The following is a 16,296-nucleotide window of genomic DNA, read 5'->3' as shown; positions in this document are numbered from 1 at the left end:
AATAATCGGGATAAATCGGCATCTCAGGATGACAAAAACGGGACAATGATGGATGCGGGGCTGAAAGGTCTGGAGGCGGTGCTGGCCGTCGCGCGCCGGGGATCGTTCCGGGCGGCGGCGCTTGACCTCGGCATGTCGACCACCGCGCTGTCCCATACCATCGGGCGGCTGGAGGCCGGTCTTGGCGTGCGCCTGTTCAACCGCACCACGCGGAGTGTCGCGCTCAGCGATGCCGGGCGGGATTTTGTCGAACGGGTCGGCCCGGCGCTGGCCGAGATCCGTGGCGCGATGGAGGGCGCGCGGTCGCAGCGCGAGACGCCGACGGGTTTGCTGCGCATCAACGCCTCCGTTCAGGCGGGGCGGGAAATCGCGCCGCTGGTGCTGGCCTTCCTGCGCCGTTACCCCGACATGCAGGTCGATCTGGTGACCGAGGGGCGGCTGGTCGATATCGTGGCCGAAGGCTTTGATCTGGGTATCCGTCCCGCCGATCTGGTGCCGCGCGACATGATCGCGCTGCCCTTGGGCAGCCCGCAGCGTTATGCCGTTGTCGCCGCCCCCGTCTGGCTGGCGGCACATACGGCACCCATGACCCCCGGCGACCTTCCGGCAGAACACTGCATCCGCGTGCGCCTGCCGAACGGGGCGCTGTTCCGCTGGCCGTTCGAGCGGGACGGCGAACAGGTTCTGGTCGACGCCAGAGGCCGCCTGACGCTGGACGAGGCCGCCATCGCCCGCGCCGCCGTGCTGGACGGCGCGGGCATCGGCTTTTTCATCGAACAGGATGTGGCCGAAGACATCGCCGCCGGTCGTCTGATCCGCCTGCTGGCCGACTGGACCCCGCCGCGCCCCGGCTTCAGCCTCTATTATCCCGGCCGGCGCAACCCTTCAGCCGGATTTGCGGCCTTCCTCGCCATGGTGCGGGAGAGGGCAGGCCGTCTGTAAGCGCGGGTGATGCCTGCCGGGGGCTAGGCGGGCTGGTCAGTTTGGCGGGGCATGATCGCGCCGCGATGCCCGATCACCCGCGCGGCGAGGCTGTGGCCTGCGGCCATCGCGGCGGCGGTCGTCTCGCCTGCCAGCAGGGCCGCCAGAAAGCCCGCGTTGAAACTGTCGCCCGCCGCTGTGCTGTCGATCACGGGGATTTCGGGCTGCGGGGCCAGCGTCAGCACACTGCCGTCCAGCGCCACCGGCCCCGCCGCGCCGCGTTTCAGCGCACCACCGCGCACTCCGGCCTCGTGCAGGCGGCGGATGACCTGCGCCTCGGTCGCCGCGCCGAACAGCGCCTGTTCATCGTCCAGCGAGGGCAGGGCGATATCGGTCACCGACCAGAAGCGCGCGACCTCGTGCCGTGCGGTTTCGACATCTGGCCACAGCCGGGCGCGATAGTTGGAATCAAAGGCGATGCGGCCACCGGCCCGCCGATAGCCCTGCGCCCAGTCGAACAGCCGGTCGCGCGCTTCGGGCGTGATCACTGCCAGACTGATGGCCGAAAGATAGATCATCTCCATCCCGTCCAGCTGCTGTGGCCGCAACCCGCCGGGGCGCGAGAACAGGCCGCGCGCCGCCGAATGCGACCGCCAATAGCTGAAGCTGCGTTCGCCCCGCGGATCCAGCGTAATCATGTAAAGCCCCGGCACAGCGTCCGGCACGCGCTCCACCAGATCGGGGGCGATGCCCTCGGCGGTGAGGGCCGCGATGATGTGGTCCGATTGCGCATCATCACCCAGTGCTGTGACATAGGCGACAGCCCCGGGCCCGATCCGCCGCGCCAGATAGACGGCGGTGTTATAGGTGTCACCCGCCACGCCCAGCCGCATCAGTTCGGGCGTGGCGGGCGCGAGTTCGATCATCACCTCGCCGATGCAGGCGATCCGGGGCGCGCGGGTCATCAGCGCGCCAGCCAGCCGCCATCGACAGGCAGCACCACGCCATTGACGTAATCCGAGGCGGGGGCGGCGAGAAACACCGCCGCGCCGCCCAGATCGGCGGGTTTGCCCCAGCGCCCCGCAGGGATACGGGTCAGAATCTCGGTGCGGCGCTGTTCGTCCTGACGCAGCGCCTCGGTGTTATTGGTCTCGATATATCCCGGCGCGATGGCGTTGACGTTCACGCCCTTGGCCGCCCATTCGCAGGCCAGCAGCCGCGTCACCCCTGCCACACCACTTTTTGCCGCCGTATAGGCCGGGATGCGGATGCCGCCCTGAAACGACAGCAGCGAGGCGATGTTGATGATCTTGCCCGACCCCTGCGCGATCATGTGCCGCCCCGCCGCCTGCGACAGAAAGAACAGCGATTTCAGGTTGGTGTCGAGGACCGCATCCCAATCCGCCTCGGTGTAATCGACGGAATCGGCGCGGCGGATGATGCCCGCGTTGTTGACCAGAATGTCCAGCCCGCCCAGCGTGGCGAGGGTCTCCGCCACCACGGCTTGCAGCGGCGCATTGGTCGAAAGGTCGGCGCGGATCTCGTGCACGCGGCCCGGCCCTTGCAGCAGGGCGCGCGTCTCGTCCATGGCCGAGCGGCCGACAAGGGCAAGGCTTGCACCCGCCGCAGCCAGCGCCACGGCCAATGTCTGCCCGATGCCGGTATTTGCGCCGGTGACAAGTGCCACACGGCCGGTCAGATCGAAAGGATGGGGGATCATGGCCTGCTCCTGTCAGAGATCAATGCGGCGGTCTGCGGCGTCAAAGACATGCAGCTTGCCCAGCTCGGCGGTGAAATGCAGCAGCTCGCCCGGATGGGCCGGAAGCTGGCCTGCACGGGTCACGATCATCTTGGTGCCGCTGGCCAGATGGCCGTGGATCACCGTTTCGGTGCCAAGCGCCTCGACCAGATCGACCGTCAGCGCGATGCCGGTGTCGGCGGGGCGCAGGTTCTGGGGGCGGATGCCCACGGTCGTGACCGCTTCGGGCAGCGCCATGGCCGGGGCCAGCGCCGCCGCTTCGGCCACGCTGAGGAAATTCATGCTGGGCGCGCCGATGAACCCCGCGACAAAGCGGTTCGCGGGGCGGTTGAACAGCTCCATCGGGGTTGCCACCTGCTCGATCTGGCCGCCGCGCAACACGACGATGCGATCGGCCAGCGTCATCGCCTCGATCTGGTCATGCGTCACATAGATCATCGTCGCCTTCAGCCGGTCATGCAGGGCGGCAAGCTCGGCGCGCATCGACACGCGCAATTCGGCATCCAGGTTCGACAGCGGCTCGTCCAGCAGGAAGGCGGTGGGGTCACGCACGATGGCGCGGCCAATGGCGACGCGCTGGCGTTGCCCGCCCGACAGTTGTGCCGGGCGACGGTTCAGCAGATGGCCGATTTCCAGCATCCGCGCCGCCTCGGCGACCCGGCTGGCGATTTCTGCCTTCGGCATCTTGTTGTTCTGCAAGCCGAACGCCAGATTGTCATGCACCGTCATATGCGGGTAAAGCGCATAGGATTGGAACACCATCGCAAGGCCACGGTCGGCCGCGCCAACGGTGGTCACGTCGCGGCCATCAATCTCGATCCGGCCCGCACTAGGGCGGTCCAGCCCCGAGATCTGGCGCAACAGCGTGGATTTGCCACAGCCCGAAGGCCCGACGAAAACCACGAATTCGCCCTCGTTGATCTCAAGGTCGATCCCCTTGAGCACGTCCAGCCCGCCAAAGCTCTTGCGGATGTCTTGCAGCCTGATGTGTCCCATCGAAGGTTCCCCTTATTTCAGTCCGGTTCCGGCAATGCCGGCGGTGATGAAGCGTTGCAGGAAGATGAAGACGATCAGCACGGGGATGATCGACACGACGGTCATGGCCAGAATGAATTGCCATTGCACGTTCAGCTCTCCGGCAAAGGTGTTGAGACCGACCTGCAAGGTGAACAGCTCCTTGCGGCTCAGCACGATCAGAGGCCATAGGAAGTCGTTCCAGCGCCAGACCACCGAGAAGATTGCCAGCACCGCCAGCGCGGGCGCGGTCAGCGGCAGCACGATCCGCCAGTAGATCTGCCATTCGCTTGCCTTGTCCATGCGCGCCGCCTCCAAAAGCTCGTCGGGGATGGTCAGCATGTATTGGCGCAGCATGAACACCCCGGTGGGCGTCGCAACCGTGGGCAGGATCACCCCCCAGAGGTTGTTGAGCAGACCCAGCGACGAGACGACCGAATAAAGCGGCACAAGGTTCACCGACAGCGGGATCATCAGTGTCGCCACGATGATGAGCATGACCGAATTGCGCCCGCGGAATTCGTATTTCGACAGGGCGAAGGCCGCCATGGAATTGGTGATCAGGGTGATCAGCGTCGCGGCCACGGTGACAAAGACCGAATTCCACAGATAGCGGCCAAAGTCGAACTCCTTCAGCGGTTTCGTATAGTTATCGGTAGCAAAGGCAATCTCGCGCAGCGGCGTGCGGGCGTTGATGTTGACCTTGATCACCTGCTCTGGGGTCTCGGGATGCACCATGTTCGCCATGATGCCGATGCGGTTCAGCTCGGCCATGATCGCGGTGCCGCCCTCGGGCAGATCGACGGTGAACAGCGGCAGGTGTCTTGGCCCGCTCCTGGTCTCGACCAGCGCGGTCTGGCTGGCATAGGGCAGGATCGTGGGCGGAAACTCGGCCAGCTGCGCCGGGGTCTTGAAGGAGGACAGCAGCAGCCACAGCGCCGGGCCGAAGATCACCACCAGACCGGCGGCCAGCCAGCCCCAGGTGACGATATCGGTCCAGTGCCAGGCCTTGCCGCCACGCCGACGGGTCAGAAACGGGATCAGTCTCATTTGCGGTCCCTCCAGCGGGTCAGGCCCAGTTGCACCAGCGTCAGCACCACCAGCACACCCCCCATCAACAGCGATGCGGCAGAGGCCACGCCGGGATTGCGCAGGACCGAGGCAAAGCCGGTCTCATAGATGTATTGCGTCAGATACATGGTCGAGGTGCCGGGGCCGCCGCCGGTCAGCACATAGACCTCGTCAAAGACCTGCACGGCGCGGATCAGGGCCAGCACGATCACCACCAGCAGATTGGGCCAGAGCAGCGGCAGGGTGATGCGGCGAAACACGCGGGTCGGCGGCGTGCGGTCCATCTCGGCGGCCTCGTAGATGTCGCGCGGAATGGCTTGCAGCCCGGCCAGCAGGATCAGCGCGTAAAAGCCGACATGCGCCCAGACCGATACCCCGACCGCGGCAAGAAATGCCCAGTTGCGTTCATTGAGCCAGTTGACCGGATCGGCTCCGAACTGGAACAGGATGTAGTTCAGCAGGCCCTGGCGCTGGAAGATCCATTTCCAGATCAGCCCGACCACGACCGGCGACAGCAGCACCGGAAAGAAAAACACGGCGCGCCAGAAGCCGCGGGCGCGGATCTTGCTGTTCAGGATCAGCGCCGTCGCCATGGCGACGATGACCAGCACGACCACCTGCAACAGCACGAATTGCACCGTGTTCCACACCGCGATCCAGAACAGGTCGTCGCGGCAGGTGGCGGGGGTCGTGTGGTCGGTGCAGCTCAGCAGCCGGTCGAAATTGTCGCCGCCGACATAACTGCGCGCGGGCAGGAACAGTTCGGTGCCGCCGGTCATCGAATAGACGATGTTGATGCCCAGCGGGACGATGACGAACAGCGTGAAGACCAGCATGTTCGGCAGCAGGAAAAAGGCGATCATGCCGCCTTTTCCGGTCAGGCGTTGCCACAGGCGCATCGGCACATCCAGCAGGTTCGCCAGCGCGCCGAGCGGTGCGGTGACGACCGCGCCAATGGACCGACTGCGCCCCCAGGTCATTTCTGGGCCTGCGCGACCTGTTCGGCGACATCGCTGTCCATGCGGGAGAACGCCTCGTCCAGCGACAACTCGCCCGCCATGGCCTGCCCGGTGCGGGTGACCAGCGCCGTGTAATAGGCGGCAGACCATTTCCAGGCGGGCAATGTGTTGGCCTCGGGGGTCAGGTTCTTCACGTCCTCGTTGAAGACGGCCAGCGCGGCCTGAACCTGCGGATCCTCGGATTGGTATGTCAGATCACCCGCCGCACGCAGCGCCGCGTTCGACGGGATGAACAGGGTCCTTTCGGTGAATTCGCGCATCACCGGCTCCGAGGCGAGATAGTCCATGACCTTGGCCACGGCTTCGGGATGTTCGGTGTATTTCACCGCGACCAGACCCGCGCCGCCGGGCATGCCGCTACAGGCCTTGGGGCCGCAGGGATTGCCGACTGCAATCCAGTCGAACATGTCGCCGATCTTGCCCGACAGGTTGGAGATCTGCCAGCTGCCCGAGAAATACAGCGGGATCTGCGCGTTGATGAAATCCTCGGAGGCTGTGCGATAGGACGCGCCCGCCGCGCTGACCCAGACATCCTTGAGGTTCTGGCCGCTCTCGGTCCAGCCGACCAGCTTGCCGATGAAGGCCTTGACGCCCTCGTCGACGGGCGCGGGGAATCCGTCGGCGGCAATGTAATTGGCACCGTGGTTGATGTTCGGCCCGCTCAGCCGGTGGCCCGAACGGTCCAGCGAGAAGGCTGCGGGCAATTGCTGGCTTTGCGCGACCGCGCTTGCCGCCTCGACCCATTGATCCCAGGTCGCACCCGCGCCGGGCAGCGCCACGCCCGCCTGCTCGAACAGGGTCTTGTTGGCAAAGGCGCCGGTCAGGGTGATCTGCGTCATGAAGCCGGTGATCGCCTGCGAGCCATCGGGGCGCAGCCAGTCGGCCTGCGCGCCATAGTTCTGATGCCAATAGGCCGTGTCGGCCAGATAGGGCGTCAGGTCCAGCCAGTGCTGCGACAGCGCCTTGAGGTTGGTGGTGCGCGCAATATCGGGGCCCTTGCCGGCCTCCAGCGTGATCGGCAACTGCTCGGTCACCACTTGATAAGAAACATTGTCCAGCACCACCGTGATGTCGGGGTTCTGATCCTCGAAGCGTTTCAGCAGGTCGGCCATGACCTGACCTTCATTGCCGTCGGAATACCACATGATGCGGACTTCGTCGGCGGCCAGCGCCGCCGAAGCCATCATCAGTGCCGCAGCCGCGACGCTCGTGCGCAGACAGGCTCGTTTCATCTTGTCCTCCTCCCCAGTGGTCGCGGGTCCGCCCTCCTCGACGGATGGCCGCGCGTGATTGTCAACGTGTCGGGCTCAGCCGCTCTCCCTCAAGTGTCCAGTCCAGCGGGGCCAGCACCCGGCCCTCGGCCTCGATCCGGCCATCCGCCAGAAACCGGACCGAGCCATAGTCCGGGTCCATGACGGTAAAGCTGCCCGCGCCATCCGCGACAGCCTGCAACGGATGCGCGGCCTCGAAGGCGGCTGCATCATCGCCGCTGCCCAGCCGCACCAGCCACAGGCCAGTGAGGCCCGCGAGCCGCAGTTCGGCATGGGCTGATCCGCCCTCGGTCATCAGCGTCAGCGGGCCATTGCCGCGCAGGGCGACGCAGCCCCGGCCATGACGGGCGCGGGCGCGGGTGCCCGCGACATGCCAGTCCTGAAAGGCCTCTGTCGGGAACCAGGCATGGGTGAAGCCCAGATGCCCCTCGGTGCCCGAAAAGGCCACCAGCGCCAGTCCGCGATATTGCTGCACGCGCGGCACACTGGCCGAGCCGCCCCAATAGGACGGGCGGCCATAACCCGATTGCACCATCTCGCCGGGGTGGTTGATCCAGAATTGCGCGCGCGGTTCATCGCCCAGCCGCCCATGGATCAGCGTCTCCTGATAGCCCCATTCGCCCCAGCGATAGGCGGCGGTGCTGCCCATGGCCACATCGGCGGTCTTGTAATGGTAAAGGCGCGCGAACAGGGCGTTGCCCTGCGCAAAGCGCCATTCCTGTTCGCCCGCGCCGGTCCACAGCGCGCGGTCCTTCAGCGCCGGATCGACCGCCAGCCCATGATCGCGCAGACAGATCGCGAGTTGGCTGAGGCAGTTCACATGTGCGCCGAACCAGCCCCGCCCCCACAGCAGCCGCGCCATGCCGGTCAGCTCTGACGTATCGGCAGGGCAGAGCGAGTGTTCATAGCTGCGCCCCTCGGCGGCGGTGTTCACGCCGTGATGGGCGGAATTGGCCACGATCTCGATCAGGCGCAGGATGGCGCGGCGCGCGCGGTCGCGGATATCGTCATCCGGTGCCAGCGCGTAAAGCGCGGTCATCCCCTTGAGGTCTATGGGGAAATAGGGCGACGAATTGAACTCTGCCATCTCGGCCCTTTCGAAATGGTCGAACCAGTCGCACAGCCGCGCGTAGCCGACGCGATGCTGCTCGGCACCTGTCCGGCCCGAGCGTCGGAAGGTAGCCCCGGCCTGATACATCCCGGCCAGATAGGCGGCAGTATGGAACAGCAGCGCGTGGTTTTCCGAGAAATACCACTGTACGTCATTGCCCGGCTCATCCATCCAATAGCGGAAGTCGCGGACGGCGGCGTCCATCCTGTTGCGCAGATCTGCGGGGATGCGGTCGCCATAGACGATCCGGCCCCAGAGCATCGGCACCAGCGCGAAATCGGCGCAGTCAAAGCAGGCCTCGATGCCGGGCAGTTCAGCGCGGTAGATCGCGGCGGCGCGTTCGGTCGCGTTCTGGTCCAGACAGGCCAGCGCGGTCTCGGTGTCGCTTTCGGCATGGGCGGCAATCCAGGCCAGCGCCTCGGCGATGCGGGCCGCTTGCGTATCGGGGGCCGCACCACTGCGGCTGCGCCACGAGATTTCCGCGCCCAGCGTCGCACGGGTGCGAAAGCCGCCGCAGTCCAGATCGAAGTGGAAATAGCGGTAATCGGCGGGAAAATCACCCGCCCGGCCGATCTCGACCGCCGTGGCCCCCTGCGGGATGGCCAGCGCCACGCCCTGACTGTCATGCGACATGAAATGACCGCTGACCACGACACTGGCACGGGCCGCCTGCGGGAAGGCGCGCGGCAGGATCAGGCGGATCATGTCGGGATCATCGTAGTGTTTGCGGTCCAGGTGCATGGCCGCGATGGCGCGTTCGACACCATCGACCAGCGCATCATCCACACCGTAAGGGCGCGCGGCACGGGCCGCCGGACCCGCGACCCATTCGACCAGAATACGGATCACCGCATCACGTTCGGCCAGATCCTCTTGCCAGACGGCGATTTCGTTATGGCCTTCGCGCAGGGTCACGTCGAATTCGGCCTTGGTCATCGCGTTGCGGATGGTCGGGGCCAGCCAGCCAACCGCCTGCCCGTTCACGAACAGCTTTGCCGCGCCGCAGATGCCCAGCCGCAGCCGCGCCGGGCCTGCCGCCGCCGCATGGACGGCGGTGCGCTGCCAGTTGCACAGCCGCGTGGCCCGGAACCAGAAACCCGACAGGTCCAGAAAGGCCGCACCCATCGGCAGGATGTTCTGCGCCGCAGCCCAGTCGGGCGCGAAGCCCGGTACCGGCTCCTTGTCGCGAAACGCGGCGATATAGGCGGTGCGGCAGGGGTAGGTATGCGGGATGTAGTTCTTGTCCTTGGTCAGGAAGAAGGTCGAATCCATCTCGCCCTGCATCGGGCTGTCGGGCACGTCATACGGCGCCTCGATCATGGGTGTGGTCTGCCAATAGGGCAGGGGATCACCGGCGCGCAGGGTCATCAGCGCAACTCCTTGATGGCGACAGGGTCAACGTCACTATAGGCTTGGTTCTCGCCGGTCATGCCCCAGACGAAACCATAGGGGCCGGTTCCCGCCCCCATATGGATGGACCAGGACGGCGAGAGCACGATGTCGCTATCGGCCACGACCAGATGCCGGGTGTTGTCGGGGCGGCCCATCAGGTGAAAGACGCGATCCTCCTCCGACAGGTCGAAATAACAATAGGCCTCCATCCGGCGCTCGTGCAGGTGTGGCGGCATGGTGTTCCAGACCGATTGTTCGGCCAGATCGGTGATGCCCATGAGCAGCAGGCAAGACGGTGCAACCTCGGGGTGGATATACATGCGCAACCGGCGGTGATTGCACTTTTCCTTGACGCCGAATTCCACCGCCTTGGCCTCGGCCCGGGGGATCAGCCGGTGCGGAATATCGGCCCCTGCCGGAACCGAATTCATGTAGAACCGCGCGGGTTTCGCCGCATCGTCGCTGCCCAGCCGCACGGCGCGCGCGCCGCGCCCGATATAAAGCGCATCGCGATTGGCCAGAGCGTGCCGGGTGCCGTCGATCTCGATCCAGCCGGCAGCGCCCAGATTGGCAATGCCCATTTCGCGCGCATCAAAGAAATGCGGCGTGCCGACATCGGCGCCATCCCCGAAGGCCAGCGGCTGATCGGTCGGCACGGCGGCGCCGACGATCATGCGGTCATAATGGGTGTAACAAAAGCCGATTTCCCCCGGCCGGAACAGGCCCTCGACCATGAAATTCGCGCGCAGATCATCGGTCAGCATGGCGTCGATCTGATCGGGGCCCGCGCCATAGCGTTGCAGCATGGTCATTGGATCGTCTCCTCGTGCAGGTGCAGGCGGCCTTCGACCAGCGCCAGAATGGCAAGCGACTGGCCATAGGCGGTGGGCTGGATCGGAATGTCGCGGTAATGTTGCAGGTCATGGCCCATGCGGGTGCCATAGCTGACGCCGGTGACCACGCCATCCGTGTCAACCGCGCCGATCACGGCCTCCAGCGCGCGTAGACCGGCGGCACGCCAGCGCGCATCACCCAAGCCCAGCCGCGCGCCCTTCAGCAGACCATAGGCGATGCCGGCGGTGGCCGAGGTTTCGGGATAGCTGTCGGTTTCGTTCAGCAGCGTGTGCCACATGCCCGATGCGGCCTGCACCGGCAGCAGCGCCTCGACCTGTTCGGTCAGCAGGGCCGCCAGATGGTGACGCACCGCAGGCGTCAGCTCTGCCAGTTCGAACAGATCGACGAAACCCGCCGTGATCCAGGCATTGCCGCGCGCCCAAAGCGCCTCGGCGAAATTGTGGCGCCCGGCAAAGGTCCAGCCGTGGAACCACAGCCCGCTCTTGCGATCCGCCAGAAAATGCGCATGGGCCAGAAACTGCCGCTCGGCCTCGTCCACCAACTCGCGCCGCCCCGAAACCTGGCCATAGGCGGCCAGAAACAGCCCGACCATATACAGCGTGTCATCCCACAGCTCGCCCTCGTTCAGCTTGTCCGAAACATCGTGCTGAAAGGCTTCAAAGCCGGTGCGGCCTGCGCGGGTCATCAGCGCCTCGGCCCAGGCCTCCAGCGCGGCATGCAGAACCGGATCGCGGGTCTTGTCCCAGTAAAGCGCCAGCCCGAGCATGGGGGCGGTGGTGTTGATGTTCAGGCCCGGCAGACCCCGCGCCAGCGCGCGGTGATACCAGTCGCCGATCAACTGGCCCAGTTCGGCATCATGGCCCTTGGCACGCCACAGCTGCACCAGCCCAAACATGCCGACGCCTTGCGGCCATTCCCAGCTGTCAAAGCTGATGTAATCCCCGGCGCTGCCGTCCAGGTTCGGCTCTTCAAAGCGGCCAGTGTCGGACAGGCAGGTCAACCCGGTGACCAGCAGATCCAGCGTGCCGTCGATGCGGTCTCTTGCAGATGGAATCACGGTGTTCATCATCTCCCCCTCTGCAACAAAACTGCATATCTGCAATTTATCTTGCAATATGTAATTTTCTTGCACATTGTAGCCCGAGGGAGACCCGGAGGAGCCATGCCCAGCAAGCGACCGACCATTGCCGACATCGCGCAGGATCTGGATCTGTCGACCGCCACCGTGTCGCGCGCGCTCAGCGGGCGTGGTTATGTGCGCGAAGACGTGGCGGCGCGCATCCACGCCAAGGCGCAAGAGCTGGGCTATCCCCTGCGCGAAGAAACTGCCGGGTCGCGCGTGCTGCTGGTCGCCTCGCATGCGGCGCTGCTGGATTTGCAGCGCAGCCAGTTCACCCTGCATGTGCTGGAGGGGTTGCGCGAACGCGCCAGCGGGCTGGGGATCGAGGTCGAGGTGCAAGGCTATTCCGATCCGGCCGAGATCCCGCCGATGGTGCTGGACCAGCCCAAAGGGCTTTTGGGCATCATCCTGATGACGGTGGATGATGCGACCATCGGTCTGGCCCATTCACTGCCCTGTCCGGTCGTTCTGCTGAATGACGATGATCCGCTGATGCAGATCGATTCCGTCGCGCCCTGCAACCGCTCGGCAGCGGCACTGGCGGCGGGGCATCTGAAGGCGCTGGGGCATCGGGACATAATGTTTCTGACCAAACCGGGCCGACGCACCATCGCCCGGCGGCTGGAGGGGGTGCGGGATGTGCTGGGCGCGACCCTGCGCGCCGATCATATCCTCGAAGTCGAGGATTGGACGGCGGAGGCCGCGCGCAACCGGGTGGCCGAGGCGCTGCGCAGCGGGCCAGGCTTTACCGCGATCGTGGCGGCGGGCGACATCCTTGCCGCCGGGGCCATTTTCGCGATTCAGGAAAGCGGTCGGTCCGTGCCGCGCGACATTTCGGTCATCGGCATCGACGGGCTGCCGCAGGGCGAGTTTACCGCGCCCGCGCTGACCACCATCGCCATTCCGATGCGCCGCATCGGTGCCGAGGCGCTGGCACTGGTGCAGGAAAACGCCCGCAACCGCCAGTCCGATCAACCCCCCGTGCCGCGCAAGGTCGAGCTGGGGTGCAGGCTGATCGAACGCGCCTCGACCGCCGCACCGCCCTTGTAAGAGGCGGTTTGCTGGTCCTGCCGGGCACATCGCCCCGCAGGCAATCCATGGCAGATCAGTGTCACATAAAAACGCTTGAGCCGCAGGCAAGATGGCGCTTTGATCCCCTTTGATCACAGGCAATTTGGTGATGATCGGCGCAGCTTTTTGACACGGAGTTTTGAGATGGCGATTTCCTTATCGGGGCCAGACGACCAACGACTCGATTTTCCCGGCGATGCGCTTTTTTCCGCAAGATTTTCGCTTGTCGCGCCTGAGCGGGGCGCGGGGGCTGCTGTGGTGCGCGTCAGCATCGCGGGCAGCATGGTGGATCTGAACGGGGTGTTTTCGTTTGAACGCAGCGGCGATCGCCCGCCGATCAGTTCCGAAAGCCTGAAGATCTTTCATCTGCGCAGCATCCTGTCCGAGGGCGAGCGCACCTATTTCTGGACGGAAATCAATATGGCTCAGACCGTCGGGGGCGCAACGCTGCCCGGCGGCTATGAGGTTTTTCTTGGCGGCGCGGGCGCCAGTCTGGGGGACATCCTCGGGCCGACGCTAAAGCAACTGCTCTCCTCTGCCCCGGTGACGGTCAGCGGCGGCGATCTTGATGATACGATCACCCTTCCCGATGCCTTCGGCGGTCTGGCCAGTGGTGGTGGTGGCGCGGATCTGCTGACCGGCGGTGCGAAGAACGACACGTTCTATGGCGGTGTGCTGGCCTATGGCACCGGCGATCCCGTCCCGGGCGAGGCCGATACGATCTATGGCAACGGCGGCAATGACGTGATCTTTGCCGGGAACGGCGATGATTTCATCTATGGCGGTGCCGGGCATGACATCCTGATCGGAGGCCCCGGTTCAGGCAGCTATTACGGCGGCGCGGGGGATGACCGCTTTCTGTTCGACGCCGATCCCTCGGATACGGTCGACGGCGGCAAGGGCGAAGATTCCTTCGTGGCCATCCTCGACTTCTTCGATCTTGTCGGAACCGGCGATCTGGCGACGCGGCAAAAAGTGTTCGAGTTGCAGCGCAGGGCGGCAGAGAACCGGCTGATCGACCCGTCTGATGGCATCGCGGTCGCCACCTCGGTCGCGCCCGACAGTCATGTCATCCTGAAAGGGATCGAATTTGTCGAATTCGCCAAGACCGTTGCCGATTTTCAGGCTGGCAAGATGCTGGGCGATATGCCGCTGATGAAGCTGGCCATCATCATTGACCGCAACGCGGATGGAACTGCGCGCGGAACGGTGATGGTCGACGGCAAGGAAAATGCCGAACTCTCTGCCTTGCTGCGGGACGGCAAGGGCGGCGGGATGTGGTATGACACCTTGACGCCCATCGACAGCGACAGCTACTCGGGCCATTACAAATTCTCTTCCACGCTCAACAAGACCATCGCGCTGTCCGGGTGGGACCGGCCCTTGGGCACCCTGACCCAGAGCACCGGCCTGTCGGATGGCAAGGGCGATACGGATCGCACCGATATTCTTATTCATTCGGGTGGCAGGAACGGCTTGTCGGAGGGGTGTTTTCTGACGGGAAAGGCCGCGGGTTTCCGCGAAACGGCCTTTGCCGCGCTTGCCGATCTTTATGGCGAGGATTTCCAGCGCCTGATGTCGGACCGGAAATACTTTCCGATCATCCCGGTCACTGTTGAAGTGAATGGCGACGCGCCACAGCCGAAAATCCGGGGCGTCGACGTGCAGCAAGCGGTTGCCCCTGCCGCCGATGGCAGCACCCGCCGGAAGCTGACCTTCGAGGTGGACCATGATGAACACCGCATCCGCGACAAGGCGCTGGACGTGTTCTTCAAGGTCTCGGGCAGCGCCAAGCTGGGCGTGGACTGGAGCTTTGCGAAGCTTGGCGAAAGCCCGGCGGCGAATGGCGGGGGCCATGGCACGGTCTGGCTGGAGGGTATGAAAGACGGGACCGCGATTTACGGCGTCCGCATCGGGGCGACGACTGCGAATGTCCTGAAATCCTCGGTCGATATTGCGGTGAAGATCGCGGCCAACAAGCCCGCTGAAAAGGCCGAGCAGATCAAGTTCGGGATTGTCGACCTCGACATGATCACGAAGGGCTCAAAGGGCTGGCATCTTTATGATGTGTCCAAGGACAGTGATCTGGATGGCAAGGCCAACAGGGCCGAACGGTTGCTGCTGGATTCCGATGTGGTTGCAACACTGACCATCGCAGGCGGCACAAGATTTGCCGCCTCTTGGGATGATACCCCCATGGGGTGACATCGCGCCCGCTTTCAATCCGCCGCGGGGGCCTGTGCCGATTGCAGGCGGTGGCGCAGATCAGAGGGTGCAACGCCAAGACGGTTGCGGAAGACATGGTTCATGGCCTCGGCGCTGCCATAGCCTGAGGCATAGGCAATGGACGCCACCGGCATATGCGTGGTCAGCAAAAGCCGCTTGGCGTGATCCAGCCGCGCGGTGGCAACGAACGCGGCTGGGGGCGACCCAATTTCCAATGTGAACCGACGGGTGAAGGTGCGCGGGCTCATGGCGCACAGGCTGGCCAGGCGCGCCACACAGAGATCATGCGCCGGGTGCGACTGGATTTCATCCAGCGCGGCGGCCAGCAGACTGCCGCCCTTTGCCTGCGCCCGCAGCGCCTCGCTGAACTGCGATTGCCCGCCCGGCCTGCGCAGAAACACCACAAGCTGACGTGCGATATTGGCGGCGACCTGCGATCCATGATCGGCCTCGACCAGGGCCAGCGCAAGATCTATGCCGGAGGTGACGCCCGCTGAGGTGCACACCGGGCCGTCGATGGTGAAGATTGCATCGGGTTCGACAATGGTGTCGGGATACATCGCCTGAAGCCGCGCCGTGGCGCTCCAATGCGTTGTCGCCCGCCGCGTGGCAAGCAACCCTGCGCGCGCCAGCACAAAGGCACCGCCGCAGACGCTGCCGACGCGGCGCGCCGATGGGGCGGCCTGCCGCAGCCAAGCGCTGAGCTGCCCGTGGATTGCGGCGATCAGCCCTTGCTCGGTCCCGCCAGCGATCAGGATCAGGTCGAACGGACCCGTCAGCGATGACAGTGCTGCGGTATCCGCGAAAGACAGGCCGCCATCCGCCCGCACGGTGCCGCCCTCGGGCGATGCAAAGATCATGTCCGGGGCATCCGGGCACAGCGCCCGCGCGCGTGCAAAAACCGCGGCGGGCCCGGCAACATCCAGCGGCTCCACCCCTGGAAACACAACGATGACGATCGGACCGGATTTTGCCATTGTCGCAAAATATCAGATCTGTGTCGTTTGGGCCAGAGGGCCGACAGGCTATGACGGCACGCGGCAGCAGCCCCCGCCGCTGTCGCTCATCACGGAGGATCGGATGGCCTGTCTTGGATATACCTGCATCGGAACGAATGATTTCGACCATGCGCTCGGGTTCTATGACCCGTTTTTCGCAGCGATGGGGGGCAAGCGGCTGATGCCGACGCCCAACGGCATTCTTTACGCACTGGAAACCGGGGCGGCCATCATGGTCGTGCGGCCTTATGACGGTGAGCGGGCCACCCCCGGCAATGGCACGATGCTGGCCTTCCGCGTGGCTGAACGTCGCGAGGTTGCGGCCCTGCACGCCCTTGCGCTGTCGCTGGGGGGCAGCTGCGCCGGTGCGCCCGGACCCCGGGCGGAGTGGGGCGAGTTCGCCTATCTGCGCGACCTTGATGGCAACAAGCTGGCCATTTTCCACCGGCCACAGAAGGCTGCGTGAAG

Annotated in this window: 14 protein-coding genes; 4 read left to right on the top strand and 10 right to left on the bottom strand. The window is 65.1% G+C overall.

What is annotated here, in order from left to right:
- Positions 1–48 precede the first annotated feature (48 nt).
- Positions 49–942 (top strand): LysR substrate-binding domain-containing protein, encoded by an 894-nt coding sequence (locus tag KM031_RS18310; RefSeq protein ID WP_215505425.1) that lies wholly within the window; start codon positions 49–51, stop codon positions 940–942.
- A 23-nt stretch (positions 943–965) separates the two neighbouring features.
- On the opposite strand, the gene KM031_RS18305 is transcribed toward KM031_RS18310, so the two are convergent.
- From KM031_RS18305 to bglB, 9 genes are all read right to left on the bottom strand, one after another.
- Entirely contained in the window at positions 966–1,886 is a 921-nt protein-coding gene (locus KM031_RS18305; protein WP_215505080.1) for a sugar kinase, read from the bottom strand.
- The gene (gene kduD / locus KM031_RS18300) at positions 1,886–2,641 is read right to left on the bottom strand and encodes a 2-dehydro-3-deoxy-D-gluconate 5-dehydrogenase KduD (RefSeq protein WP_215505081.1); all 756 of its coding nucleotides are present in this window, start codon (positions 2,639–2,641) and stop codon (positions 1,886–1,888) included. The genes KM031_RS18305 and kduD overlap by 1 nt, the downstream gene beginning before the upstream one ends.
- A 12-nt stretch (positions 2,642–2,653) precedes the next feature.
- The gene (locus KM031_RS18295) at positions 2,654–3,676 is read right to left on the bottom strand and encodes an ABC transporter ATP-binding protein (protein ID WP_215505082.1); all 1,023 of its coding nucleotides are present in this window, start codon (positions 3,674–3,676) and stop codon (positions 2,654–2,656) included.
- 12 nt (positions 3,677–3,688) lie between these two features.
- A complete protein-coding gene (locus KM031_RS18290) occupies positions 3,689–4,744 on the bottom strand; it encodes a carbohydrate ABC transporter permease (RefSeq protein WP_215505083.1) in 1,056 nt (351 codons plus the stop codon).
- Positions 4,741–5,745 carry a carbohydrate ABC transporter permease gene (locus KM031_RS18285; RefSeq protein ID WP_215505084.1) on the bottom strand — a complete coding sequence of 335 codons (1,005 nt, stop codon included), beginning with the start codon at positions 5,743–5,745 and terminating at the stop codon, positions 4,741–4,743. Before KM031_RS18285 ends, KM031_RS18290 begins: the two co-directional genes overlap by 4 nt.
- Entirely contained in the window at positions 5,742–7,016 is a 1,275-nt protein-coding gene (locus KM031_RS18280) for an ABC transporter substrate-binding protein (RefSeq protein WP_215505085.1), read from the bottom strand. The genes KM031_RS18285 and KM031_RS18280 overlap by 4 nt, the downstream gene beginning before the upstream one ends.
- Positions 7,017–7,077: 61 nt before the next feature.
- Positions 7,078–9,534, bottom strand: coding sequence for a hypothetical protein (locus KM031_RS18275; protein WP_215505086.1), 2,457 nt, complete (start codon positions 9,532–9,534; stop codon positions 7,078–7,080).
- The gene (gene kduI / locus KM031_RS18270) at positions 9,534–10,370 is read right to left on the bottom strand and encodes a 5-dehydro-4-deoxy-D-glucuronate isomerase (RefSeq protein WP_215505087.1); all 837 of its coding nucleotides are present in this window, start codon (positions 10,368–10,370) and stop codon (positions 9,534–9,536) included. Before kduI ends, KM031_RS18275 begins: the two co-directional genes overlap by 1 nt.
- The gene (gene bglB / locus KM031_RS18265) at positions 10,367–11,482 is read right to left on the bottom strand and encodes a beta-galactosidase BglB (protein ID WP_215505088.1); all 1,116 of its coding nucleotides are present in this window, start codon (positions 11,480–11,482) and stop codon (positions 10,367–10,369) included. The genes kduI and bglB overlap by 4 nt, the downstream gene beginning before the upstream one ends.
- Before the next feature lie 93 nt (positions 11,483–11,575).
- On the opposite strand from bglB, the gene KM031_RS18260 reads away from it, so the two are divergent.
- Positions 11,576–12,583, top strand: coding sequence for a LacI family DNA-binding transcriptional regulator (locus KM031_RS18260; RefSeq protein WP_215505089.1), 1,008 nt, complete (start codon positions 11,576–11,578; stop codon positions 12,581–12,583).
- Positions 12,584–12,748: 165 nt separating this feature from the next.
- Positions 12,749–14,809 carry a calcium-binding protein gene (locus tag KM031_RS18255; protein WP_215505090.1) on the top strand — a complete coding sequence of 687 codons (2,061 nt, stop codon included), beginning with the start codon at positions 12,749–12,751 and terminating at the stop codon, positions 14,807–14,809.
- Between the two features lie 14 nt (positions 14,810–14,823).
- On the opposite strand, the gene KM031_RS18250 is transcribed toward KM031_RS18255, so the two are convergent.
- On the bottom strand, positions 14,824–15,807 hold the full coding sequence (locus KM031_RS18250) for a GlxA family transcriptional regulator (RefSeq protein ID WP_215505091.1): 984 nt from the start codon (positions 15,805–15,807) through the stop codon (positions 14,824–14,826).
- Between KM031_RS18250 and KM031_RS18245 the strand changes: the two genes are divergently transcribed.
- Positions 15,782–16,294 (top strand): VOC family protein, encoded by a 513-nt coding sequence (locus KM031_RS18245; protein ID WP_215505092.1) that lies wholly within the window; start codon positions 15,782–15,784, stop codon positions 16,292–16,294. The two genes, KM031_RS18250 and KM031_RS18245, sit on opposite strands and share 26 nt — an antisense overlap.
- Positions 16,295–16,296 lie beyond the last annotated feature (2 nt).

Source organism: Gemmobacter fulvus, assembly GCF_018798885.1.
Classification (GTDB): domain Bacteria; phylum Pseudomonadota; class Alphaproteobacteria; order Rhodobacterales; family Rhodobacteraceae; genus Gemmobacter; species Gemmobacter fulvus.
This window is presented reverse-complemented; position numbering and strand designations above follow the sequence as displayed.